This window comes from Psychrobacter fjordensis, assembly GCF_904845995.1.
Lineage (GTDB): Bacteria > Pseudomonadota > Gammaproteobacteria > Pseudomonadales > Moraxellaceae > Psychrobacter > Psychrobacter fjordensis.
Map to the genome: position 1 here is coordinate 278,412 of NZ_CAJGYP010000002.1, position 24,441 is coordinate 302,852.

Annotated in this window: 19 protein-coding genes; 9 read left to right on the forward strand and 10 right to left on the reverse strand. The window is 41.4% G+C overall.

Annotated features, from left to right (window positions below; translation table 11 throughout):
- Positions 1-86 precede the first annotated feature (86 nt).
- The gene (locus JMW61_RS09765) at positions 87-554 is read right to left on the reverse strand and encodes an Lrp/AsnC family transcriptional regulator (protein ID WP_194196756.1); all 468 of its coding nucleotides are present in this window, start codon (positions 552-554) and stop codon (positions 87-89) included.
- Positions 555-655: 101 nt separating this feature from the next.
- Between JMW61_RS09765 and JMW61_RS09770 the strand changes: the two genes are divergently transcribed.
- The 5 genes from JMW61_RS09770 (at position 656) to JMW61_RS09790 (ending at position 6,638) form a co-directional block, all read left to right on the forward strand.
- Positions 656-1,813, forward strand: a complete 1,158-nt coding sequence (locus JMW61_RS09770; RefSeq protein WP_201550878.1) for a cystathionine beta-lyase — start codon at positions 656-658, stop codon at positions 1,811-1,813.
- A gap of 51 nt (positions 1,814-1,864) precedes the next feature.
- Complete coding sequence (locus JMW61_RS09775; RefSeq protein ID WP_201550880.1) at positions 1,865-3,028, forward strand: M24 family metallopeptidase; 1,164 nt, start codon at positions 1,865-1,867, stop codon at positions 3,026-3,028.
- Between the two features lie 133 nt (positions 3,029-3,161).
- Positions 3,162-4,508, forward strand: coding sequence for an APC family permease (locus JMW61_RS09780; protein WP_201550882.1), 1,347 nt, complete (start codon positions 3,162-3,164; stop codon positions 4,506-4,508).
- 125 nt (positions 4,509-4,633) lie between these two features.
- Positions 4,634-5,407, forward strand: a complete 774-nt coding sequence (locus JMW61_RS09785) for a maleate cis-trans isomerase family protein (RefSeq protein WP_201550884.1) — start codon at positions 4,634-4,636, stop codon at positions 5,405-5,407.
- Positions 5,408-5,486: 79 nt separating this feature from the next.
- Positions 5,487-6,638, forward strand: coding sequence for a M20 aminoacylase family protein (locus JMW61_RS09790; RefSeq protein ID WP_201550886.1), 1,152 nt, complete (start codon positions 5,487-5,489; stop codon positions 6,636-6,638).
- A 1,456-nt stretch (positions 6,639-8,094) separates the two neighbouring features.
- Here JMW61_RS09790 and JMW61_RS09795 read toward each other — a convergent pair.
- Positions 8,095-9,387, reverse strand: a complete 1,293-nt coding sequence (locus JMW61_RS09795; protein ID WP_201550888.1) for a dicarboxylate/amino acid:cation symporter — start codon at positions 9,385-9,387, stop codon at positions 8,095-8,097.
- 446 nt (positions 9,388-9,833) lie between these two features.
- Between JMW61_RS09795 and JMW61_RS09800 the strand changes: the two genes are divergently transcribed.
- The 4 genes from JMW61_RS09800 to JMW61_RS09815 all read left to right on the forward strand — a co-directional run bounded on the left by JMW61_RS09800 (position 9,834) and on the right by JMW61_RS09815 (position 15,334).
- The gene (locus tag JMW61_RS09800; RefSeq protein ID WP_194196750.1) at positions 9,834-10,745 is read left to right on the forward strand and encodes a LysR substrate-binding domain-containing protein; all 912 of its coding nucleotides are present in this window, start codon (positions 9,834-9,836) and stop codon (positions 10,743-10,745) included.
- A 281-nt stretch (positions 10,746-11,026) separates the two neighbouring features.
- Entirely contained in the window at positions 11,027-12,304 is a 1,278-nt protein-coding gene (locus JMW61_RS09805; RefSeq protein ID WP_201550890.1) for a 2-aminoadipate transaminase, read from the forward strand.
- Between the two features lie 63 nt (positions 12,305-12,367).
- Positions 12,368-13,795: a 2-oxoadipate dioxygenase/decarboxylase HglS gene (hglS, locus tag JMW61_RS09810; RefSeq protein ID WP_194196748.1), complete on the forward strand. Its 1,428-nt coding sequence runs from the start codon at positions 12,368-12,370 to the stop codon at positions 13,793-13,795.
- 141 nt (positions 13,796-13,936) lie between these two features.
- Complete coding sequence (locus tag JMW61_RS09815) at positions 13,937-15,334, forward strand: FAD-binding oxidoreductase (protein WP_227687479.1); 1,398 nt, start codon at positions 13,937-13,939, stop codon at positions 15,332-15,334.
- A 506-nt stretch (positions 15,335-15,840) separates the two neighbouring features.
- Here the strand turns inward: JMW61_RS09815 and JMW61_RS09820 are convergent.
- From JMW61_RS09820 to benC, 8 genes are all read right to left on the reverse strand, one after another.
- The gene (locus tag JMW61_RS09820) at positions 15,841-17,205 is read right to left on the reverse strand and encodes an MFS transporter (protein WP_194196746.1); all 1,365 of its coding nucleotides are present in this window, start codon (positions 17,203-17,205) and stop codon (positions 15,841-15,843) included.
- A 392-nt stretch (positions 17,206-17,597) separates the two neighbouring features.
- Entirely contained in the window at positions 17,598-18,374 is a 777-nt protein-coding gene (gene pcaD / locus JMW61_RS09825; RefSeq protein WP_194196745.1) for a 3-oxoadipate enol-lactonase, read from the reverse strand.
- An 88-nt stretch (positions 18,375-18,462) separates the two neighbouring features.
- On the reverse strand, positions 18,463-19,695 hold the full coding sequence (pcaF, locus tag JMW61_RS09830; RefSeq protein ID WP_201550894.1) for a 3-oxoadipyl-CoA thiolase: 1,233 nt from the start codon (positions 19,693-19,695) through the stop codon (positions 18,463-18,465).
- Positions 19,696-19,746: 51 nt separating this feature from the next.
- The gene (locus JMW61_RS09835; RefSeq protein ID WP_194196743.1) at positions 19,747-20,406 is read right to left on the reverse strand and encodes a 3-oxoacid CoA-transferase subunit B; all 660 of its coding nucleotides are present in this window, start codon (positions 20,404-20,406) and stop codon (positions 19,747-19,749) included.
- 37 nt (positions 20,407-20,443) lie between these two features.
- On the reverse strand, positions 20,444-21,145 hold the full coding sequence (locus tag JMW61_RS09840; protein WP_194196742.1) for a 3-oxoacid CoA-transferase subunit A: 702 nt from the start codon (positions 21,143-21,145) through the stop codon (positions 20,444-20,446).
- Between the two features lie 115 nt (positions 21,146-21,260).
- On the reverse strand, positions 21,261-22,457 hold the full coding sequence (gene benE / locus JMW61_RS09845; RefSeq protein ID WP_201550896.1) for a benzoate/H(+) symporter BenE: 1,197 nt from the start codon (positions 22,455-22,457) through the stop codon (positions 21,261-21,263).
- Positions 22,458-22,535: 78 nt separating this feature from the next.
- A complete protein-coding gene (locus tag JMW61_RS09850) occupies positions 22,536-23,315 on the reverse strand; it encodes a 1,6-dihydroxycyclohexa-2,4-diene-1-carboxylate dehydrogenase (RefSeq protein WP_194196740.1) in 780 nt (259 codons plus the stop codon).
- Between the two features lie 49 nt (positions 23,316-23,364).
- Positions 23,365-24,390 (reverse strand): benzoate 1,2-dioxygenase electron transfer component BenC, encoded by a 1,026-nt coding sequence (benC, locus tag JMW61_RS09855; protein WP_265087435.1) that lies wholly within the window; start codon positions 24,388-24,390, stop codon positions 23,365-23,367.
- Positions 24,391-24,441 lie beyond the last annotated feature (51 nt).

Consider the following 24,441-nt stretch of genomic DNA (forward strand, 5'->3'; position numbering starts at 1 on the left):
CACTTCAGTAGTTATGAAAATAGCGTGTACTTTAATCTTTTTTATATTATCTCAGCCTGTTTAGACCCTAACTAAGTTTTATGAAGCTATATCAATTGATGCAATGTCGATTTCACGCGATCCATCACTATCATCGTTCTAAACCACTTAATATTAGGATTGTCATAGAACAATTCTTTCCTAATAACACTATACTCTTCCATGCTTGATACCACCAAAATCAAAATAAAATCCGCATCCCCTGTTACGTAGTAACACTGCTGTATCGACGGTGATGAAAAGGACTTTTTTAGCGTTTCTAAATCTGATGAATGAGATTTTTCTATATGTATTTCAACAACAATAGTAATGAGTTTCCCGATTTTTATAGGATCAACGATTGCTGTATTAGTAGCAATAACACCATTGTCCTCCATCTTTTTTATTCTGCGTTGAACGGATGCTATAGATAGACAAACTTTTTCAGAAAGAAATTTTAAGGAGGTTTTATTATCCTCTTGCAAAACGCGCAATATCTCCTTATCGAAATTATCTAGCAAATCAGCTGTCTTCATTGGTAATTTTTCCCATTTAATGGCTATATTCAGACCGTTATTCTTATAGCAAAAAAGCTAAACTTACAAGTACAAATTAACAATACTTAAAGGAAATAAGTATGCATTGGCAAACTAAATTAACTCAACCTCAAGTTTTATCCAATCCAGGTTTTAAGTCTCTAGTTACTCCCACCTATAGAGGCTCTACTGTTTTGTTTGAAAAGCAATCGGACGTAGTTGATGGCTGGGATCAAAAACAAAATGGTTATAGTTACGGTTTATACGGAACGCCGACGACCATTGAATTAGCGGAACGTATAGCCGAGCTAGAGAATGCACATCATACTTTTACCGTTCCAGGAGGACAAGCTGCAATTGCGTTGGTTTATTTGGCCACTTGCCAGAGTGGAAGTCATGCTTTAGTACCTTATTCTGCCTATGGCCCAAATAAAGAGATGGCGCAAGGTATGCTTAAAAACTTAGGTATCGAAGTTGAGGCATATGATCCAATGCTAGGCGCTGATATTTCTCATCTTATTAGAGAAAATACTACTTTGATATGGGTTGAAAGCCCTGGTTCCGTCACTATGGAAGTACAAGATATTCCAGCCATTTGTGTCGAAGCTCACAAGAGTGACGTCATCGTTGCTTTAGATAATACTTATGCAGCAGGAGTACACTTTGATGCATTTGGTCATAATGTTGATATTAGTATTCAAGCACTGACTAAGTATGTCGGCGGGCATAGTGATTTGCTTTTAGGTACTGTTTCCGTAAATTCTGAAAAGTTAAAAGAAAAAGTAGGTGCCACTTTTAAGCAGTTAGGGCTCGCCGTGTCTCCAGATGATTGTAGTTTAGCGCTTAGAGGTTTGCAAACACTAGCCATTCGACTTGCTCATCTTGAAAAATCAACGCTCACAGTTGCCCACTGGATAGCAGAAAATCCTAACGTTGAGCAAGTGTTACATCCCGCCTTACCTTCTTGTCCTGGTCATGAGTTTTGGAAACGTGATTTCACAGGCTCTAGCAGTGTTTTCTCTTTTATTTTCAAAGACTATGTCAGCGCGCTTGAAGTTGAAAATTTTATTAATTCTTTAGCGCTATTCAAAATTGGTATGAGCTGGGGTGGTGTAACCAGTCTGGCCTTAGTTTACCCCTCTATCGAACGCCCAAATAAAGATTATGAAGGCCGTCTAGTTAGACTGAATATAGGTCTGGAAAATACTGACGACTTAATTCTTGATTTACAGCAGGCCATGCAATCAGTCACTTCTTAAAATAAAATCTGATTATATAAACAAATTTCAATATACATGGATGTCATAAATATGAACGAACTCACAAGAGGGTTTACTCAAAAAGAGTTTGAAACCAGAACAGAAAATGCTCAGAAAATGATGTATAAGCGCAAACTCGATGCAATGATTTTTACTACTGAACCAAATGTTCGATACTTTACTGGTTTTTTATCTCAATTCTGGCGTAGTCCCACTCGTCCTTGGTTTGTCGTTGTGCCAGCAGCAGGGAAACCCATTGCCGTTATTCCTAAAATAGGAGCTACCGGCATGGCAGAAACTTGGATTGAAGATATATACACTTGGGCTTCACCTCAGCCAGAAGACGATGGCATTAGTCTATTGGCCAATACTCTTAATACGCTGCCTCGTAAGCATGGACGAATCGGCGCTACATTAGGTATAGAGTCTCATTTACGAATGCCCATCAACAACTATGCATTGCTGACTAGCATGGTAAGCAGTGATTTTGTTGATGTGTCACTTGATGTACATACATTACGTCAAATCAAATCAGAAGCTGAGATTGCCAAGACTCGTGAAATTTGTCGTATCACAAATGCAGGTTTTGACAAAATACCGACATACGCAAAAGTGGGCATGACAGAACGTGAAATCTGTAAACAATTTAGTATAGATATGATGAGAGAGGGCGCTGACGAGACACCTTTTGTTATTGCAGGGTCAGGGCCAGATGGTTATTACGAGATTTTGATGGGACCCACTGATCGAGTCATCGATTCTGGTGACGTCTTGTTAATTGATACTGGCGCCGTCTGGGATGGTTATTTTTCTGATTTTGATCGTAACTGGGCGTTTGGTCGTGCTAGCGAACAAACGAAAGCGGCTTATCGCGCTACTTATGAGGCTACGACTAAAGGCTTTGAAGCCGTGCGTCCTGGCGCAACTACAACAGATATCTACAATGCAATGTGGAATGTATTAGAAGCCAATGGAGCGTTAGGAAGTGACATTGGTCGTCTGGGTCATGGTTTGGGTATGGAGTTGACCGAACGTCCTTCTCATACCGCCACGGATAATACCGTTCTTCTACCAGGTATGGTGCTTACTCTAGAGCCAGGTATGACCTATGCGTTAGACAAAATGATGTTGCATGAAGAAAACATTGTCATTACAGAAGATGGTGCAGAGTGGTTGACAAAACGAGCTGAACCTGAATTAATCATTATTGACTAATAGCATCAAGAGCGGATGAAAGAGGTGTATAGGTGAATCCCATATAAAAGGACAGCTATAGGTACTTTGACCGCTCTAAAAAATCATATCGGAAGTGATATATCCACTGAATATTAATAGGGAATAAAATAAGATGTCAAATTCTTTAGACAGAAATTATCATATTCTGGGCAAATGGACGCTATTAGCCATGGGGATCGGCATTTGTGTCGGTGCTGGGCTGTTTTCGCTTGTCGGTGCAGGTATTGGACTCACTGGACATGCTTTGTGGTTGGCTTTTGGCATTGCACTTATATTTGGACTGCTCTATAACATACCTATGTTATTTGCGAGTGGTGCGATGGTTTTAGATGGTGGCCCTTACGCTCTTATTAGTAGAATACTTGGCAAAAAATATGCGGGCATGTACGTTGTAAGCTTCTTTCTATATTTTCCTACGGTCGCTATATATGCATTAGCGCTAGGGTTTTACATAAACTCCTTACTTCCCTCAGTCACTCCTTCAGCGGGTGCCATTGCAGGTTTAACGGTATTCTATATTGTGAATTTATTTGGTCTAGATACTCTATCTAGATTCCAAAACATAATGACAACTCTGCTGTTGGTTGGTGTTGCGACATTTATTCTAATTGGCTTTGGGCAAGTTGACTTTAGCCTTCTTTCACCACAAGCAAATCCAGATTTTGCATCCCAAGGTAATCTAGGTATCTTTAAAGCAGCTTGCTTACTTTCTTTTGCAACATATGCCCAATACTATCTAATGTATTTTAGTAAATACGCCAAAAATCCTAAAAAAGACATTCCTTTCGCGATGATAGGTACAACCGCTACAATTTTTATAATCTATCTTGGCGTTTCGGTCGTAGCCAGTGGTGTTCTTCCTATTGATGAAGTTGCTAACCAGCCTATGACCCTTGTTGCGCGAGAAGTTCTCTCAACACCATTATTCGTGTTTTTTATGATCTGCGGACCATTTATGGCTCTGTCGACAACCATTAATAGTGTTTATGCCTCTTATGTACAACCTATTCAAGCAGCTACGCATGATGGATGGTTCCCAAAAAGCTTCGCTGTTACCAATAGAAGAGGCACTCCTTGGAAGATTTTAACGCTTTGTTGGCTGGCTTCTATGCTACCAATCATTCTTGGTTGGGATATCAGTACTATCGCAAATACCTACATTCTTACTGATATCTGTATTGGTATTTTTATGATGGTATCAATTGCAATGTTGCCTAGTAAATTTCCACATGCTTGGGCAACGCGAGAGTTTGGTAAAAAAGTTCCTTTATGGGCATTTTATACGCTAGTAGGCCTTGCTGGTGTGGTGCAAGGGATTCTTATATACAATTCAATTACTTCTATCAAACTGTACATTGTACTGGTAACGGGACTAGCTTTTGTTGCAGGAATTATTTATGCCATTAGAAAAGATAAAGAAATTAATGTTGAGAGCCCGAAAATTGCGACGACTATCTAACCAAGTATCACTCTTTTATTATCCTTCAGATATAACACTGATAAAACGTTCAATTATCACTATTCTAAATATAGCAATATGATGGATACAGTATTGCTATGACGGAAATAACAATGGATATGAATATGAATATTGAGCAATTTAATGATTTTGAGATCAAGTTGACATTTACGCCTGCACCTCGTCCAGACAGAGTACATATTGGTCTGGTGCAATTAGCCAATGATCATACTTTAGAAACAGATTGGTCACATTTACTGGCAGAACAAGCGTCCTTATTCAGCAATCGCGTATTTAAAAAAAACGGCATGACACCAGAAGCGTTGGATGAAGTTGCTGCAAGCATTGGTGCAGCTGCGTTACTGGTGGCGGACGGACTACCAATGGATGTTATGGCATTTGCATGTACCTCCGCCTCCTTTGTGATTGGCGAAGAAAAAGTCTCCAACCTGCTGACAGAAGGGCGTGGTGATATACCTACTACAAACCCATGGTCTGCTGCAAAAGCAGCCTTTAAACATCTTAACGCAAAGAAAATAGCTATATTTTCTCCCTATCCAACCGATGTTAACTACCAACTTAAACTGCGATTAGAAGATTCTGGTTTTGAATTAGTCGCATTAATTGGGTTAGGGATTATGGATGATAATATGATTCATAAAGCGTCATTAAGTAGTTTTGAAGAGGGTATTGAAATCCTTGTAAAAGATACTGGAGCAGAAGCAATATTTATGTCTTGTACCAGTCTTCGAGCAGTAGAACATATTCAGTATCTTGAAGATAAATATGGTATTCCTATCATTTCTAGTAATTCAGCTCTATTTTGGCATTCTATGCAACTTTGTGGCAAAACAGCTAAATGTTCAGGCTACGGTAAATTGCTAAATGGTGAGAAATAATTTCCATTGATAAGCTTATATTGGTGGAGGAATAACGGTAATGAGGAAGCTTTTTTAATAGCAATAAAAGGACATATTCATGAATTTAGAACAAAAAGTAGTCGAATGGCGTCATCATATACATCAGCACCCTGAGCTGAGTACCAAAGAGTTTAAGACTGCAGAATTTGTCGCTAATAAACTCGAAGAGTTTGGACTGGAAGTTCATCGCAATATTGGTGGCACTGGTGTGGTTGGCATTTTAAAAAATGGTACTAGTGCGCGCTCAATTGGTCTACGTGCTGATATAGATGCGCTACAAATACATGAACAAAACACGTTCAGCCATACCTCAAAGAATGATGGCGTGATGCATGCTTGCGGGCATGATGGGCATACTGCTATGTTGCTAGGGGCTGCTTACGCACTGGCAAATAATAAACGCTTTGATGGTACAGTGCATTTCATTTTTCAGCCAGATGAAGAGCGAGCTACTGGTGCAAAAGCAATGATTGCTGACGGCTTATTCACCCGCTGGAAGATGGACGCCATATATGGTATGCATAATATCCCTGGTGTTCCAGCAGGACAGTTTATAACTAGACCAAACTCATTGATGGCAAGTGAAAGCAGCTTTAAAATTGTTATCAATGCCACTGGTGGGCATGCGGCATTACCGCATATGGGTACAGATCCGATCGTTGTTGGTGCGCAAGTGGTTACTGCATTGCAAACGATTGTTTCGCGTAATTTAAGTGCCATAGATGAAACCGCTATAATCTCAGTGACCAACTTTGAGACCAATGGTACGGTTAATGTTATTCCTTCACAAGTTACGATCACTGGTGACACGCGCAGTTTTACCGATTCAGCATTGGGTAAAATTGAAAAGGCCATTGAACGTGTGGTGGAAGGGCAGTGTATATCTGCAGGAGTTGATTATGAATATCACTTCAACAGCACTTGTTTGTCTACGGTCAATGCTCCAGTTGAGACGACTCATGCTGTCACAGCGGCAAAAAAAGTGGTTGGCGCTGATAACGTAAATGGCAATTGTGAACGATACACAATCAGTGAGGATTTCTCATTTATGTTACGTGAGATTGATGGTTGTTATATTTTGATTGGTAATGGTGAAGGCGAGTGTGGCGGTACTGCTCTACATAACCCACTTTATGATTTTAACGACGGTATTTTAGCCATTGGCATTGATTACTGGATAACCTTGGTTGAGCAGCAGCTTAGTCAATAATGGCGTTGTTATGTAATATTTATACGTACCAAATTAAGGTTGCAACTTAAAAATCGCAACCTTATTGTAGGTTTTATTAATGTCTGCACCATTTTTTCATATAAAAAACTATGGACTTCACACGTTATCTAAAATTAGTTTAAGTGACCCTCTCCGAGCATATTAGAGGCGGGCTTGATCTATGCTGTAAAACTAGTAGAAACTAGCTTGGGATATCTTAGTTATGCAGCCTGACGGTAAAAGTTAAACTACATTTGTCTTGGCGATCTATAGCTTAAACCCTTTTAAATGCTCGTCCCACTGTGAGAACAACTCTTGTCTTGCATCTCTGTAAACCCCGATATTGAAAACTTTACCTAAGAATAATAAAGGCCTGAGACAGGTATATATCATATACAACCTAGCTTAAAATTTTTTGAAGGTTATAGTCTCTTAAGTAGATTATGTAATATTGCTATATTAGCTATCATGAAGGTTATGCCATTGTTATTTAAGAATATCTGTCTTAGCAGCAGTGCTTCGTAAGTGAGCCTAATCTAAACTCTATTGAAAAAAATGGGTGCAAGAGGAGTTTCTATACCAAGGATAGATGGAGAGTTATTTAGACGAATTGTTCTATGATATGGGTTGTGCTAAGTTTATTGTAGACTGACTATAGCAGTAGTGTTTATTACACCGCTAACAATATTTATTGCTGAATATGGTAGCGACTTGCCAGTCTCCTTCAGAACTATAAAGCGGTTATCCAAGCGCGTTTGACTGATACTGGATTAGGCTGCCTGATGGGATTAAGTGGTGGTATGGCAACGTATTCAACTGCGTTACGTGAACCAATACAACGGCTAGAACGATGGTTAGTAGTGAGTTTTGGATAGCGGAAAAAACCAGTTTTTAGATATTTACTTAAAGATTATGGTGTTGATCGAGGACATGGAACATTAATAGAGGAAACTCCAATATTAAGAAGCTTACCTAGATAAAAACATGAAATCGATAAAATACTCTAAGCTATGAAATCTAAAGATCAAAAGGTCTTTTCGTACTAAAAGTATAAGAGGATGGTTATAATTAGTACTGCCATGAAAGGCTGGTGCTAGAATCTCCCCAAACGTTGTTGTAAGCCTAGCTAAGGTCTCGACATAGTCGGCTTGCGCCTAATTTGGTGTAATTTTAGCGATCATCAGCCCTAATGTTTGAATGTTCAACAGACCCTATAATATCTTCATTAATTAATATTAGTGCTTTTCAAACACCTTATACATACAACCTTGAGTTTGCAGTCCTATTGCGACTACTCCGTTTATTTAAGGTGCGTTGATATGTTGCAAACTTGAGACACTCTAAGCGGCGTTATAGGCAAACGGCAATATCGACATGAGTGTTATGTGATGTGCATAATACTCATGTGAGTAATCCTAGAATATATTCAGATATTATTAATTTTTCTAGTTAAAATTTATTCAATAGCGATCACTTTTTGCATCTCATTTTGATGTCCCAAATTAGCATCAGTTAAGTCTCCAAAGTTACTTTTTTTCTCAGTCTGATCTACTATTTTGGCACCCACTAAGTCACCAACGACGTTGCCAAAAGTGAAGATCATATCGACCAGGATATTGATACCTGCGGTGAGCGCAACGATTTCGATGGGCAATCCCGCTTGGGTAAAGACGATAGACATACCAATCAACCCAGCACCTGGGACACCAGCCGTACCAATCGCGGCCATAGTACCAATGATGACAATGGTGGCCAATTCAGGTACCGACAGTGACATCCCCATGATTTCTGCTGCAAAGATGACAGCGACACCAAAACGTAATGCCGTCCCATTCATGTTTACAGTTGCGCCAATAGGCAATGTCAGTTTGGCAACACGCTCACCAATACCTGCTTTTTCTGCACATTTAATGGTAATCGGTAGTGTGCTCAGGCTACTGCTGGTCACAAATGAGGTAAAGGCTGCTTCTTTGATGTTTTTATAGAATTGAATGACTTTCACGCCAAAGAGTTTCAACATGATTGGGAACACAACACCCACCAGTATGATGACGCCAAGGTATGAAGTACCAATGAATTTACCTAGCGCAATAACGACATCCAATCCTTGTGTGCCAAAGGTATTGGCAGTGATGCCCAATACACCAATCGGTGCGTATAATAGAATACCGTTTAGTATTTTAGAGACGACTTCGTTACAGGCTTCGAGCATTCTGAATAAGAAATCACCCATCTCTTGTTGCTTCTCATCTGCTGAATGGCGCATGAACAAAATAGCCAATCCAGAGATAACCGCGACAAATACGACCGCGAGAATATCACCTTGAGCAAAAGCATGGAAAATATTACTGGGTACCATATTCAGTATGGTATCAATGAAAGATGGGCGGGCAGGGGTATCCATAGTTACGGCGGTCGGCAACGAAAATCCTGCACCAGGATTGGTCATTTTTGCCAAAACAATGCCAACGACCACAGCAATACCAGTCGAGACGATATAAAAGGGGAATATTTTTAGTCCTATCCGACCGAGTTCTTTAGGGTTGGAATGGTTGACTGCGACCATCAAAGAGAAAAGGACAAGAGGTATCACGACCATTTTTAGTAAGTTCAAAAACAGGGTTCCAAGCGGTGATAGAAAGCTACTATGCTCGCCTAAGACCAGTGCCAAAAAGATACCTATTAAAAAGCCGCCCGTCATTTTTACCATGAATGACATGCTGGTATACCAACGCCAAATTATTCCCATTACTATCTCCTGTTATTTACAATATCTGTCACTGACCTTTGAAAGGATATGTCGAGATGGGCAAGAGAATATTTCGATTTTAGACATTCCATTGTCCAGTCCTGTATGATTCAAACTTTTTCGATTGATACGGATGCTGTCAGTTTTCAGACATATGATATTAGAATTTTTCCTTAAGGTAAGGATACTAAACACCAACAATCACTGAGACAAGCGAATTAAATTATGGCGAGCATTCCTTTTTTTCTTACTCAGGGAGGAATGCACGCCTATTTTTAGTGAATGCTTAGGCGCTTTACTTAATATATAGTTGATTAATTTAAAGCGGATACAGGATGGTTGGGATAGGTTTTGCAGCCTTTGAAGTATTTTGTACACAGCAAGCGAAGCAGGATTATACCAGCAGGCCCTAACCACAATTACTATTTTGGATTTGAAAAAAAGTTATGAAAACGGATACCAACAGTTCGCTAGATTTTAGAAAATATCCTTCAACCAAAGCTTTACAATGTTTTGAGACAGCGGCTAGACACTTAAGTTTTACCAATGCAGCGCAAGAGATGCATATGACTCAAAGCGCCATTAGTAAGCAAGTCGCGCAGCTAGAGGAAGTGCTAAATATTGCTCTGTTTTATCGAACACCGCAAAAAATCTCATTGACGCCTGCTGGTAAGACTTATTATTTGGACGTACTCGATATATTGAAGCATATTGAAATAGCGACTACTAATTTAGTGTCTCATAATGACAATACCGAGGTACTGAGGATTGTCTCGCACCCAACGTTTTGTTCACGCTGGCTAATTCCTGCTTTGAGCGGATTTGATAAAGCGTATCCTTTAATTAATTTAGAAGTCAAAGAACAGGTTGGGCCGTTTTTTTCTGAAGACCAAAATGTCGATATTGCTTTTTTATATGGTACGGGTATCTGGGGTGGGATGGAGACGATTAAACTGTTTGATGAATATAGTGTGGCTGTTTGTCATCCTGACTATTTAAAAGATAAAAAGATCTTCATTAGCGGTATTGCAAATTACACCTTATTACATCTCAGTTCGCGCTTGAATGCATGGTACGAATACTTTGAACAACAAGAGGTCAGTGTTGATAATACATTTATTGGCCCGCGTTTTGATACGTTTCAGGCATGTATATCAGCGGCATTATTGGGGTATGGTCTCGCGTTGGTACCGCTACGCTTGGTAGAACGTGAGTTGCAGTCAGGTGCGCTAGTCACCGCATGGGATTATGCTGCAAAAGGAAGAGGAGCTTACTATATGACTTATCCATTATCACTTGGTGAGTCACACAGAATAAAAGTCATTATAAACTGGATATCTGCTTATCTTGAAACCTAGGGCAGGTTGAACCGTTAAAAAACGAGTCGTGCTTGTTGGTCAGATAAATATTTACCGCTAATCGATAGTAATCAGTGCAAGCATCCACCGTAATAAAAGCTGTTGAGGATATTTATAAGCCATTGATTAAATATATATTTATGCTTAGATCTTTTCTGTTTTAGCTTTGATTTTTTACCACAATGACAAAAAGGAATGAAAGCACAACTATTATTCGTTTGCTGAGTGCATCAGGTTTTGCTGAAATGAGGGTCACATTTAAGGAAGATAAGAGACTCTTAATGGATAAGCTATACAACGTCACTGATGCTTTTACGATGGTGCATCCCATCACCTTAACCAAAGGTAAAAATGCAAAAATTTGGGACAATAACGACCAATGCTATATTGATTTTGTGGGTGGCATAGGGGTCTTGAATTTTGGACATTGCCACCCTCACATCGTGACGGCCATTATCAATCAAACCCAATCGCTCATTCATTATGCCTACAATGCAGCTGCTCACACTCCCTATCAAACCTTCATGCCACGATTGTGCGAGCTCATCCCTATCAGTGGTGAGCTATCGGGCATGCTCACCAATTCTGGTGCGGAAGCCACAGAAAACGCTATAAAGATTGCCCGTCTCAAAACCCAACGCGTCGGTGTCATCGCGTTTGATGGTGGGTTCCATGGACGGACACTCGCTGCTGTCAACTTGAATGGTAAGGTTGCTCCGTACAAGCGAGGATTGGGGCCTTTGGGGAGTAATGTCTACCATATTCCTTTCCCAAGTCCAGACAACGAGGTGAGTGACCAACAGGCAATCGATGCGTTAAATCGTTTGTTTGAAGTAGAAACTGACATCAATAATATTGGTGCGATTATCGCAGAGCCTATACAAGGGGAGGGTGGGTTTCAATTAATGTCGCCCTCTTTTGCTCAGTATCTGCGCGCCTTTTGTGATGAGCACGGTATCTTGTTGATTATGGATGAGATCCAATCAGGCTATGGACGTACTGGCTCACCTTTTGCCTTTTCACATTTGGGCATTGAGCCAGATATGATACTACTGGGCAAAAGTATCGCAGGCGGCTTGCCCTTAGGTGCAGTCGTAGGCAAGGCCAGTGTGATAAATGGCTTGCCTAAAGGCAGTTTGGGCGGCACGTACTCTGGTAATCCAGTGGCGTGTGCAGCGGCAAATGCCACGATAGACATCATGCAAGAGGATGAGATATGGGCATCTGCTAAGCACTATGCGCAAGCAATTGAAACAAGTATCGCTCAATGGCAGGCAGAAGGTGTTTCTCCTTGGCTATATGGTCTCACCGGTATAGGGGCGATGCGTGGTATTGAGCTACGTCATGCGGAATATGAAACTCATCCTAGTGTGATGACTCACGTACTAACCCAAGCACGAAAGCGAGGCTTACTGCTTATGCCAAGTGGTAAATACCGTCATATCATTCGATTGTTACCACCTCTGACCATTGAGCCTGAAACGCTAAAAGCTGGCCTTGATATTTTAAGAGACGTATTACGTACGATTCCTAATCAAAATCCAGTCGAGTGGTCTTAAATATACAGATTAATTATTAATGGGATTCAAGCCCGCCGTAGATGTAAAAAAGGATAAATATCTATGAGTAATCACAATTTTATGAGCAGTGATGACATTCGCCATGAGTTTTCTATGGCCATGTCAGCGATGTATCAAGCAGAAGTACCGTTATATGGCGATCTTGTTGATTTGGTCACTGACGTGAACACAGAGGTTTTAGCTGCTCAACCTGATATCAAAGCGCAGCTTGAGCATACTGGCGAAATGAATAGGCTCAGTATGGAGCGTCACGGTGCCATTAGAGTGGGTACTGCTGCTGAGCTTAGTATGATGCGTCGATTGTTTGCAGTGATGGGTATGTATCCTGTGGGCTACTATGATTTGGCCCCAGCTGGTGTGCCTGTACACTCCACCGCATTTCGAGCGACTGATGCAACGTCATTGAGTAAAAGCCCCTTTCGAGTGTTTACGTCATTATTACGTTTAGATCTTATTGGTAACGAAGCGCTCAAAGAAGAGGCTGTAGCAGCATTGGCCCGCCGCAATATCTTTACTGATACTGTCATCGAGCTCATTGAGTCTTTTGAAGTGCAAGGTGGTTTGAGCAAGCAAGCAGGCCAGCAGTTCGTCGTTGAGGCATTAGAAACGTTTCGCTGGCATGACAAAACCCCTGTGTCAAAAGCGCTGTATGAAAAGCTGTTGCAGCAACATGGTCTCATCGCTGATGTGGTCGGGTTTAAAGGCCCACATATCAACCACCTAACACCTCGAACGTTGGATATTGATACTGTACAGCACAGCATGCAAGCAAGAGGGATACCGCCAAAAGCGATCATCGAAGGGCCACCAAAACGAAATTGCCCGATTTTATTAAGACAAACGAGCTTTAAGGCACTAGAAGAAGCGGTTCGCTTTAAGAATACGTTGGCCGATGCAGGACAAAGTAGCTATGAGCAAGGCCAACATACGGCACGCTTTGGTGAGATTGAGCAGCGCGGTGTGGCATTGACGCCAAAGGGTCGAGCACTATATGACAAACTGCTGAGTGACGCTCGTGAAAAGCTAGGTGTGACCCCAAATGAAGCCAATGCCTCACAGTATTATCAGATTTTAGAGGCGACATTTGCTGAATTCCCTGATGATTATCAAACGCTACATAGAGAAGGTTTAGCGTATTTTTATTATCAACCAGTGGATAACAGCAATACTGACTTGCAACTCACGAGCTTGGAGACGGCTGAGTCCAAATCCGCGATTATCGAGCTGATCGAAAAAAACGTGATACGTATTGAGCCTATTGTTTACGAAGATTTTTTACCTGTGAGTGCGGCAGGAATTTTTCAGTCGAATCTACGTGACACTGAACAAAGTAGTTATGAGGGAAATTCGAATCAACAGGAGTTTGAAAAAGCACTGGGTACTCACGTTCAAGATGAATTGGCTTTGTATGAGACGACCCAAGCTCAGAGTCTGCAAGATTGTTTTGTTGCTTTGCAAAAGATGGCATAAGTGTTAAACACGTATAGTCGGTTCAAAATAGCAAAACCTCTGTCTCACTATTGATAAAAATAGTGGCAGCTATTAATGCGTTTTTATTTACTATCTTAGGGAATATATCCGGTGAATAATTTTTCAGACCTCTCACAAGGGGTGGTTGATATTATCATACAAAAGTTGCAACAAGATCATGATTTCGACGCCAGCCAAATCAAAACTGATGCTGAAAGCTTAGAGCATTGGGGCAAAGACTGGACCAAGCACTTTGCTCCAGCTGCATCTGCTATCGTCTTTCCAAAGACCACAGAGCAAGTGCAATTTATCGTATTACTTGCCAATGAGCACAACGTCGTCCTGACACCTAGTGGCGGCCGTACTGGTCTGTCTGCTGGTGCCGTGGCGGCTAATGGCGAGATAGTCGTGAGCATGGATAAAATGAACCGTATCGGACAATTTTACCCTGCAGATCGCATGGTCGAGATTGAAGCAGGTGTGGTCACCGAGCAGCTGCAACAGTTTGCTGAATCTAAAGACCTATACTACCCTGTCGACTTTGCCTCAGCAGGTTCTAGTCAAATCGGTGGCAATATCGGTACCAATGCTGGCGGTATCAAAGTCATTCGTTATGGCATGACCCGTCAATGGATTATGGGCTTGACTGTTGTTACGGGTAAAGGTGATATCTTGCATCTCAACCGCGGTATGGTAAAGAATGCCACGGGTTATGACCTGCGCCAGTTATTTATCGGTAGTGAAGGTACACTTGGACTCGTCACTCATGCACAAATCAAACTTGAGCGTCAGCCCCAAGATTTAAACGTTATGGTGCTTGGTATGGACAGCTTTAATGACGTTATGAACGTACTCTCTGCTTTTCAAACACAAATTGATTTGACGGCATTTGAGTTCTTTGACGATGTAGCGATTGATAAGCTAATGGCACATGGTCAAGTACAAGAGCCGTTTGAATCCCGTACCAAGTTCTATACGCTATTAGAATTTGAAGCACCCTATGAGCCAATCATGGATAAAGCCATGGCCATATTTGAGCATTGTATGGAGCAAGGCTGGGTCGTCGATGGGGTTATGAGCCAAAACCTCACACAGGCTGAAGAGCTGTGGAAGCTACGAGAGTATATCTCAGAGACCATCTCAGGATTTACCCCTTATAAAAATGATGTATCGGTGCTGATAAGCCATGTACCGACCTTTATCGAAGAGATTGATCACATTGTCAGCAGCAACTATCCTGACTTTGAAGTTTGCTGGTTCGGTCATATCGGCGATGGTAATTTGCATCTGAACATCTTGAAACCTGAGAATATGAGCAAAGATGATTTCTTTGCTGAGTGTCAGGTCGTCAATAAATATGTGTTTGAGACAGTACAGAAATATGGTGGTTCAGTGTCTGCTGAGCATGGGGTTGGTATGACTAAGAAGCCGTACTTGCACTATAGCCGTAGCGAGACTGAGATTGAGTACCTAAAGGAAGTCAAAAAAGTCTTCGATCCAAACAATATCATGAACCGTGGTAAGATTTTTGATATGTGAGAAGCATGCTAAACGCTTAACCCAAATAAAAAGACGCTAACCCGAAAGGCTAGCGTCTTTTTTAATATCTTTAATTCTAAGGGGTTGTTTACATACCAGTGCATAATAATGTAATCATAAAATTTTCATTATTTTTTATATATTGGTAAAACATAATGAGCAATAAAAAAGTACCTTCAATTTATTGGAAGTTCTTAATGAGGTAGCTTAAATACAGGTTTTTCACAAATCCTAATACTAACAGTATCACCTAAACTCTTTCATGATATGGGTTGTTCCAGTTTTATTTGGATTAGACTATATCAATAAATTCAGAGTATCAAAATCAATAGTATTAGCAGTTCTTTGAAAAGTAAGGATCTACAAATGAAACTTTTAAGTGATGAACAGCAGAGGACTAATCTTTCATTCAAAGTATCAAAAAAGCGTACCCACATTGTGAGTACGCTCAACACTGATAATTATAAGAAAAGAATATCTGAACGAAAGTAAAGTCTGACTCAGACCTAGGTTGCTATAGGTCTATCTAAAGTAGCTGGTGTCACGCTACCATGTTTACTGTCCACTGCTGCAGTAAGATTCACTAAGAAGATAGCGATGGCTGCGATAATACCTGGTATAGCAATAAATAAGAAGTTCATCTGATGGGTCAGCTCTAAGGTGAGTAGCGCACCAGTTAGGATTGGACCTACGATAGCACCAATACGCCCAATACCTGATGCCCAACCCATAGCCGTCGTACGTACAGCGGTAGGATAATATTGAGCCACAAAAGTATAGAGCAGAATTTGTGAGCCGATAGTGGTAGCGCCAGCAATCGCAATAAGGGTATACAGTACAACTTGAGGACTATTGTAGCCAAGTAGTATTAGTGCCACGGCACCAGCGACAAACATAATAGTCAATACAGGTTTTAAATGAAACTTATCGGCCAGTACGCCACCGCCAATAGCCCCAATCATCCCACCAATATTAAGTGCAAATAGAAATAGCATACTAGCACCTAGCGAGTAACCGGCTTGAATCATTAGCTTTGGTAACCAGCTTGCTAAAGCGTAAACCATCAGCAAACACATAAAAAATGCGATCCAAAACATAATAGTAGTGAATCCACGTCTATTCAGAAATAACGCTTTAATTGGGGCATCATCACCTTTGGTGGGTTCGTCCAGTACTAAAGTGGTAGAGGGTGTAACTTTTTCTTGAGGAGCCAATTTTTGAACGATATTTTTAGCTTCGTCTTCTCGATTTTCTTTGACCAAATACATCAAGGATTCAGGTAGCATCTTCCATATAATTGGCAATAGTAAAGTAGGAATGCCCGCAATATAAAACATAATTTCCCAGCCAAAATCTAGAACCAAAAAAGATCCTAATAATGCTGACGTCATACCACCAATTGCATAACCACTGAACATAATAGCGACTAAAGTACTACGCATACGTTTCGGTGCGTATTCAGATGTTAGTGCCACGCAGATTGGCATCACGCCGCCAATACCTAGACCTGCAATGAAGCGTAAAGCCGCAAACTGCATAGGCCCACTAGCGAAAGCACCAAAGAAAGTAAAGCTACTGAATAGAGCGACACAGATCATAATTGTTTTTTTACGACCGATCTTGTCAGATAAAGTGCCAAAAATCATGGCGCCAAACATCATGCCGAATAGTGCTGCGCTAGCAAGAAAACCTGCTTGTACCGAAGTTAACGACCACTCTTCCATAAGTAGTGGGAGAGCCACGCCGTAAATAATGAGGTCGTAGCCGTCAAAGATAATAATCAATAAGCACCAAAACAGGACTTTCCAATGAAAAGGTGAAAATTTGGCTTCATCAATAACTTTATTGATGTTTAAGGTTTGAGATTCCATTCATATTCTCCGTTGATGATATCCTTATACGTGCTTTACAAGTTAGGGTTTTACAGGTGCTAAGTCAAAAACTATCTAGGTATTAATCGATACCTAAAAGGTATATCTTTCCATATAACACTTTATTGAAATAATGTTGGCCTTCATCTTAATTAGAGGAGTGAGTACTCTTATAAAGTATTAGATACGAAGAATGATGCTTGCAGTGAGTGTATGTAAGACAACTAACACCAAAAATTTTCATTGATTTCTAATATAAAAATACTGGATGCGCAGAAAATCATCCATATACTAAAAAAATATATAGATGATTAAAAATGTAAGATAAATAGATTAAATTAGCCTAATTAATCAAGGCTAATAAATGTGTTTTTTAAAAGCATTTACTGGCGTTATTGTAGGTAATATCTAACATACTCATTAAATACTTCAGGTTGTTCAATATTTGAGATATGAGAGGCTTCGATAGTCGCAAGCGTAGCGTTAGGTATATGATCAACCATGTATTGACCATCGGCAACGGTCGTCACCGGGTCTTCAATGCCTGCCAACACTGTAATTGGTACACGAATATCTTTTAACTGCTTGCGAGTATCAGCGATAGATAACGCCTCGCAGCAGCTTGCGTAGCCCTCTGCACTGCCAGCCGCAAGAGCGCTAGAAAATGCCGCGACTACATCTGGGTAATGATCGATAAAATCTGCTGTGAACCAACGTGGAGCAGCTGTAGCCGCGATAGGAGCTAGACCTTGCTCACGTACCAATTTTGAACGCTCCGTCCATGCTATTTCGTTACCAATTTTCGCTGCAGTATTACATAACATCAAGTGGTGGAAGCGGTCAGGGTGATTGATAGCTAACCATTGACCTGTCATGCCGCCCATAGAAATGCCACAAAAAAACACCTTATCAAGATGCAGGTGATCTAACAAATCAATCACATCTTGCCCAAGCTGGTTTAAATTATAAGGACCTCTGGGTGCTGATGATTTACCATGGCCACGAGTGTCATAGCAGATGATAAAGTAATCGGCTTGTAAGGTATCGATTTGTGGTTGCCACATATGATAGCTAGTACCTAAAGAGTTGGAGAATATTAGGGTAGGGTTGCTGCTATCTCCAAAGGTGGTATAGTTTAGCGTGACACCTTTATTTTCAAATACAGGCATGATGAACGTCCTTGTTTTAACTGTCGGGTGATTAAGGTCTTCTTTTTGACTTATTGAGCTGGGTGTCTATCTTATTTTGAACGATTAATCAGCTCTCAACACGCTCAATAATCATTGCGATGCCTTGTCCAACACCGATACACATTGAGCAGATGGCATAACGCTTACTTGTTTTTTCAAGCTGATTGAGAGCGGTTAAGATCAAACGTGCACCTGATGCACCGAGTGGATGACCAAGGGCAATCGCACCGCCATTCGGATTGACACGTGCGCTATCGTCAGGCAGACCTAAATCACGAGTACAGGCTAATGATTGCGATGCAAAGGCTTCGTTTAACTCAACGACATCCATATCATCAAGTGACAGGCCAGTTTGCGCTAGTAGCTTTTTCATCGCTGGTGCTGGGGCAAAGCCCATAATACGTGGCTCAACGCCTACCGTAGTTGAGGCCACGATACGTGCACGTGGCTTCAAATTGAATTCTTTAATCGCTTGCTCTGACGCTACTAGGAAGGCTGCTGCGCCATCATTGATTCCAGAAGCATTTCCAGCGGTTACTGTGCCATCTGCGGTGACGATAGGGCGTAATTTGGTCAACTTCTCAAGTGTAGTATCAGCACGAGGATGCTCATCAGTATCGATGGTGACAGGCTCGCCTTTACGTTGTGGGATGACGACAGGGGTAATCTCATCTTTGAAGAATCCAGACTCTTGCGCCGCTTTAGTACGTTGTTGGCTACGTAATGCAAATGCATCTTGGTCAGCTCGATTGACATTAAATTGCTCTGCAACATTTTCAGCCGTTTGAGGCATGGTTTCTGTTCCATATAGCTCATCAAGTTTTGGATTGATAAAGCGCCAACCCATGGTGGTATCTTCAAGATTTTGGCTACGACCAAAGGATTTGTCTGATTTACCCATTACAAATGGTGCACGGCTCATGCTCTCAACACCACCTGCGATAATTAGATGAGCTTCACCGGCTTTAATCGCACGCGCCGCTATCGCTAACGCATCCATCGACGAGCCGCACAAGCGATTAACAGTAGTTGCAGGCACTTGATAAGGTAGGCCGGCTAGCAATGACGACATACGTCCGACGTTACGGTTGTCTTCACCGCTTTGATTAGCACAGCCGTAGATGACGTCATCTACTTTTACCCAATCGACATTAGTATTACGTTCGATTAGCGCCTTGATAGGGATAGCGCCTAAATCGTCTGCACGTACAGGTGCTAGACCGCCGCCGTAACGACCAAAAGGAGTGCGAATGGCATCGATAATATAAGCATCGTTTAAATAGACAGTTGAATCAGTCATGGCGATTATCCTGAATTTTTGGTTGTTTGAAGTTTTGAGTAAGACCTGTTTTTATTGAGTAGCGTCAATTAACATTGCACCAGTCAATTCTTGCAAGTCCAAAAAGCTCATACCATCGACCATTTCAGTGACTAGCAGTCCTTTATCAGTGACATCAATGACGCATAAGTCAGTATAAATCCGATCTACGCAATTTTTCCCAGTCACAGGGTAGGTAAGTTCGCTGACGATTTTAGGATCCCCAGTTTTGGTGATGTGATTGGTCATTACAAAAACTTTTTTGGCGCCGACGGCTAAGTCCATAGCACCTCCAACAGCGGGTATCGCATCCTCTGCACCAGTACTCCAATTGGCTAAATCACCATTAGCAGCTACTTGAAACGCACCCAACACGCAAATGTCGATATGGCCACCGCGCATCATGGCAAAAGAGTCACCATGATGAAAGTAGCTACCGCCATCGAGCATAGTAACGTATTCCTTTCCAGCATTAATCAGTTCGGGATCTTCTTCACCTTTGGCAGGTGATGGACCAAAAGCTAATAAGCCGTTTTCTGAATGCAAAAATACGTCTTTATCATTAGATAAATATTGTGCGATTTTAGTCGGTAGTCCGATGCCTAAATTGACATAGGCTCCATCTGGAATGTCTTGTGCAGCTCGTTCGGCTATTTGGTCACGGGTCAAAACGCTGTAAGAGGTATGGCTCATGATGACGCTCCTTATAATTGGCAGTATTTAGCGGTGGCTACGCTGCAGTATCAGAAAGTTCAGTACTAGTGCTAGCAGGTTGGACTTGCACCACGTGCTGCACAAAAATGCCTGGTGTAATAACGTGCTCAGGATCAAGCTCACCTAGATCAACTGTTTGAGAGACTTGAGCGATAGTCACGTCAGCTGCCATTGCCATAATTGGACCAAAGTTACGTGCAGATTTTCGGTAAACTAAGTTACCCCAACGATCACCCTTGTTTGCTTTTATTAAGGCGAAATCAGCTTTAATTGGATATTCCAAGACATAGTCTTTGCCATCGATATGACGAGTTTCTTTGCCTTCTGCGAGTAGAGTGCCGAACCCTGTTGGTGTATATACGGCTCCAAGCCCCATGCCTGCCGCTTGAATACGGCAAGCCAAATTACCTTGTGGTACTAATTCCAGATCAATTTTTCCTGCATGATAAAGCTCATCGAATACCCATGAGTCTGATTGACGAGGAAAAGAACAAATGATTTTACGTACCGCGCCCGTTTTTAATAATCTGGCAAGACCATGATCACCGTTTCCAGCATTATTATTAATAATGACAAGGTTTTTAACACCTAAATTGATAAGGCCATCAATGAGTTCAGCTGGTTGCCCTGCAGTTCCAAAACCACCAATCATAATAGTGGCGCCATCTTTAATTTGGCTAAGTACATCCGTGATATTTTTTTCAGCTTTATTAATCATGTTTATGTCCTATACAAAAGTAATATTAGGTATTGCGAGACTTAAGTTTTATGCATCTTCGAGACTGTCTTGTCGTTTGGGCTGTTCTATTGATAAAAATGACGTATATTTTTGCTTATGAAAATAGAGGTAATAATCGTTTTTTGCTTAAAACATAGTAAGCAATCATGCCGATAAGAATGCCCCAAAAAACAGAGCTTAATCCAAGAAAACTCATACCAGATGCTGTTGCTAAAAAAGTGATTAGCGCTGCATCTCTTTGAGAGTCATCTTTCATTGCTATAGTAATGTTGGTAGAAATAGCACCGATAAGTGCAAGACCGGCTAATGCTGCAACTAGCTCTTTGGGCAGCAAGCTAAATACCATCACGATGCTACCGGCAAGTAGTCCCCCTAATAGATAAAAAATACCGTTTGCTACACCTGCTATGTAGCGTTTCTCTTTTAATTCATGGGCATCCTTACCAGTACAAAGTGCTGCGGTGATTGCTGCTAGGACAATCGTAATACCCCCTACACAGGCGACTGCTAACGAAGCTAGGCTTGTAATACTGACGATAGGCTTGGCTGGTGTGTCATAACCACTAAGATTAAGAATCGCCATACCAGGTAAAAACTGTCCAGTTAAGCTGACAAGAATGAGTGGAACAGCAAGATTGAATACGGCATTCCATGTCCACTCAGGCCATATCACAGTAGGTATGGTAATGGCTAAATCTATATCGACAGGGTTCATTTTCCCCAATAGAACACTCAAAATGACACCGCATAGCAGTACCCAAATCATGGTATAGCGCGGTGAAAATCGTTTGGCCACTAAGTAACAGCCAAGCATGCTAAACACGATAAACGGCATCGTATTGGTTGCTACAAATAACTCTAAGCCGAATTGAAACAGGATGCCTGCCATCATACCGGCAGCGATACCATTAGGAATCCATCTTAAAATTTTGTCAAAAGAGCCAGTTGCACCTACTAAAAAAATCACAATCCCTGATACGATATAAGCGGCTATCGCTTCATTAATACTCATATTCGGAAAGACGGTTACCAATAGTGCGGTACCAGGCGCTGACCAAGCGGTAATAATAGGGGTTTTATACTTAATGGATAAATAAATACCTGAGACAGCGGCACCTATAGACACCCCCCAAATCCATGATGCCATCATCGCTTCTGACACCTGCGCTGCTTGTGCTGCCTGAAAAAAGATAATTAAGGGGCCAGCATAAGAAATCAGTACGGCCAAAAAACCTGCTACGGTGGCAGAGATTGACCAGTCATCTTTCAATGTGTGTATTACGTTTGCCATATTGCTTCCTTGCAAATCAGCAGCGATTAGATAATTCTCTGTTCAAAGCTATGCTACTTAATAACCTGACGAGAGAGATTAGCCTGCGTCACCACCGCCTACAGGGATAGTGCTTCCAGTGATATAGGAAGATTCATCAGAAGCCAAAAATGCGATGGCATTGACTTGTTCATCTATTGTGCCGTAACGTTTCACAAATGTGCTGTCGATGGTTTGATCAACAACTGCGTTCATCCAGCCTTTCTCTTCATCAGTTAAAGGCTTTGTATTACGTGGAATCTTTCTAGGCGGGGCTTCAGTACCACCCGTTGCCACTGCATTAACGCGAATTCCATCACTTGCATGTTCAAAAGCAAGTGATGCAGTCATGGCGTTTACACCGCCTTTTGCAGTTGAGTAGGGTATACGGTTGATACCACGCGTTGCGATGGAGGAAACATTAACGATAGTGCCAGATTGTTGTTTGATCATCGATGGCAATACTGCATGGCAACACCATAATGTTGGAAATAGTGAGCGACTAATTTCTTTTTCAATCTCTATCTCAGAGAAACTGATGAATGGTTTCATCCATATTGCACCGCCTACATTATTGACCAATATGTCAATACGACCGTAGGTATCAAGTGCTTTACCGATAACATCCTGTGCCCCTTGATAAGTCTCAAGATCAGCTTGAATGGTCGTCGCATGCCCGCCATTTGTAGTGATTTCTGCTAACACGTCTTCTACCAAAGGTGAGACGTCTGCCATGACTATCTTGCCACCCTCATTTGCTAAGCGTAATGCGACCCCGCGACCGATACCTTGTGCGGCACCCGTTACGACACATACTTTATTATCAAAACGCTTACTCATTGCTGTCTCCTAGAGAAAAGTATTCTATCGCTGTATTGTTTGAGCTATATTACTGCTCACTAGGTGTGAACTTTTCATAATAAAAATTGCTAGGTTTGAGGCTACTTGTATCTAACCAATTACTAACGGCATCGACCATCGCCAGAGGACCACACAGATAGACATCAACATCACCATCATTTAGCCAATCAGCTTCAACATGGCTGGTTACATAGCCTTTGCGCTCATGGCCGCTTTCCTCGCTTGCTACACAGGTATAATAGTCAAACCAATCGTGGTTTTTCTTCACTTCTTCCAGTTTTTCAATCTCTATCAAATCAGCATCATTAGTAACACCGTAGACCATCTTGACAGGATGATGAGCACCCGATATTTCTAAGCTTTTTAGCATCGATAAAAAGGGTGCGATACCTGTACCACCAGCTAAAAATACAGTAGGGCGTACGATAGGACGTAAATAGAAACTACCAAACGGTCCTTCAAAATCAATATCTTGACCTAGCTTGGCAACATCAGATAAAAAGGTACTCATCTTGCCATTTGGAATGTTACGGATGACAAATTCAGCCTGATTGGTACTAGGCATTGAGCTAAAAGAGTAGGAACGTGTCTCATCAGAGTCAGGGATAGTAATGTTGACATACTGCCCAGGTAAAAATACTAAGGCATCTGGATTGCTCACTTCGACGCCGAAGTGAATGGTGGATTCTGACAATACATTTAGCTGCTGTAGCTTACCTTTGAACACAGACTTACTAACTTTGCAGGCTTCTGATGAGGTTGGCACTTTAATGACACAGTCGCTTTCAGGAATCATTTGACAGGTCAAGACGTAGCCATCATTAGCTTCGGTTTCGGTCAGCGCCTCTTCAATATACATATCAGGATGCATGTCATAGCTGCCCGACTCACAATGACAACGGCAGGTACCGCATGCGCCATCTAAACAGTCCACAGGGATATTATATTTTTGGCGATAAGCAGCTTCGGCAACGGTTTCATCATCTTCACATTTGATAAATCCCGTGACACCATCTTCAAACTGTAGAGCTATGTTGTATTCCATGAGAAACATCCTTTTTCAATATATGGCTACTGACTAACATCACTATATTTTTGGTTGGCT

Bases quoted from the DNA above. Each gene is read 5' to 3' on its own strand.
- JMW61_RS09785 (WP_201550884.1), top strand. From the start codon at position 4,634: ATGAATATTGAGCAATTTAATGATTTTGAGATCAAGTTGACATTTACG.
- hglS (WP_194196748.1), top strand. From the start codon at position 12,368: ATGAGTAATCACAATTTTATGAGCAGTGATGACATTCGCCATGAGTTT.
- JMW61_RS09835 (WP_194196743.1), bottom strand. From the start codon at position 20,406: ATGAGCCATACCTCTTACAGCGTTTTGACCCGTGACCAAATAGCCGAA.
- benC (WP_265087435.1), bottom strand. From the start codon at position 24,390: ATGTTTCTCATGGAATACAACATAGCTCTACAGTTTGAAGATGGTGTC.
- JMW61_RS09765 (WP_194196756.1), bottom strand. From the start codon at position 554: ATGAAGACAGCTGATTTGCTAGATAATTTCGATAAGGAGATATTGCGC.
- JMW61_RS09795 (WP_201550888.1), bottom strand. From the start codon at position 9,387: ATGGGAATAATTTGGCGTTGGTATACCAGCATGTCATTCATGGTAAAA.
- JMW61_RS09775 (WP_201550880.1), top strand. From the start codon at position 1,865: ATGAACGAACTCACAAGAGGGTTTACTCAAAAAGAGTTTGAAACCAGA.
- pcaF (WP_201550894.1), bottom strand. From the start codon at position 19,695: ATGACTGATTCAACTGTCTATTTAAACGATGCTTATATTATCGATGCC.
- pcaD (WP_194196745.1), bottom strand. From the start codon at position 18,374: ATGCCTGTATTTGAAAATAAAGGTGTCACGCTAAACTATACCACCTTT.
- JMW61_RS09840 (WP_194196742.1), bottom strand. From the start codon at position 21,145: ATGATTAATAAAGCTGAAAAAAATATCACGGATGTACTTAGCCAAATT.
- JMW61_RS09800 (WP_194196750.1), top strand. From the start codon at position 9,834: ATGAAAACGGATACCAACAGTTCGCTAGATTTTAGAAAATATCCTTCA.
- JMW61_RS09790 (WP_201550886.1), top strand. From the start codon at position 5,487: ATGAATTTAGAACAAAAAGTAGTCGAATGGCGTCATCATATACATCAG.
- JMW61_RS09805 (WP_201550890.1), top strand. From the start codon at position 11,027: ATGGATAAGCTATACAACGTCACTGATGCTTTTACGATGGTGCATCCC.
- benE (WP_201550896.1), bottom strand. From the start codon at position 22,457: ATGGCAAACGTAATACACACATTGAAAGATGACTGGTCAATCTCTGCC.
- JMW61_RS09850 (WP_194196740.1), bottom strand. From the start codon at position 23,315: ATGAGTAAGCGTTTTGATAATAAAGTATGTGTCGTAACGGGTGCCGCA.
- JMW61_RS09820 (WP_194196746.1), bottom strand. From the start codon at position 17,205: ATGGAATCTCAAACCTTAAACATCAATAAAGTTATTGATGAAGCCAAA.
- JMW61_RS09770 (WP_201550878.1), top strand. From the start codon at position 656: ATGCATTGGCAAACTAAATTAACTCAACCTCAAGTTTTATCCAATCCA.
- JMW61_RS09780 (WP_201550882.1), top strand. From the start codon at position 3,162: ATGTCAAATTCTTTAGACAGAAATTATCATATTCTGGGCAAATGGACG.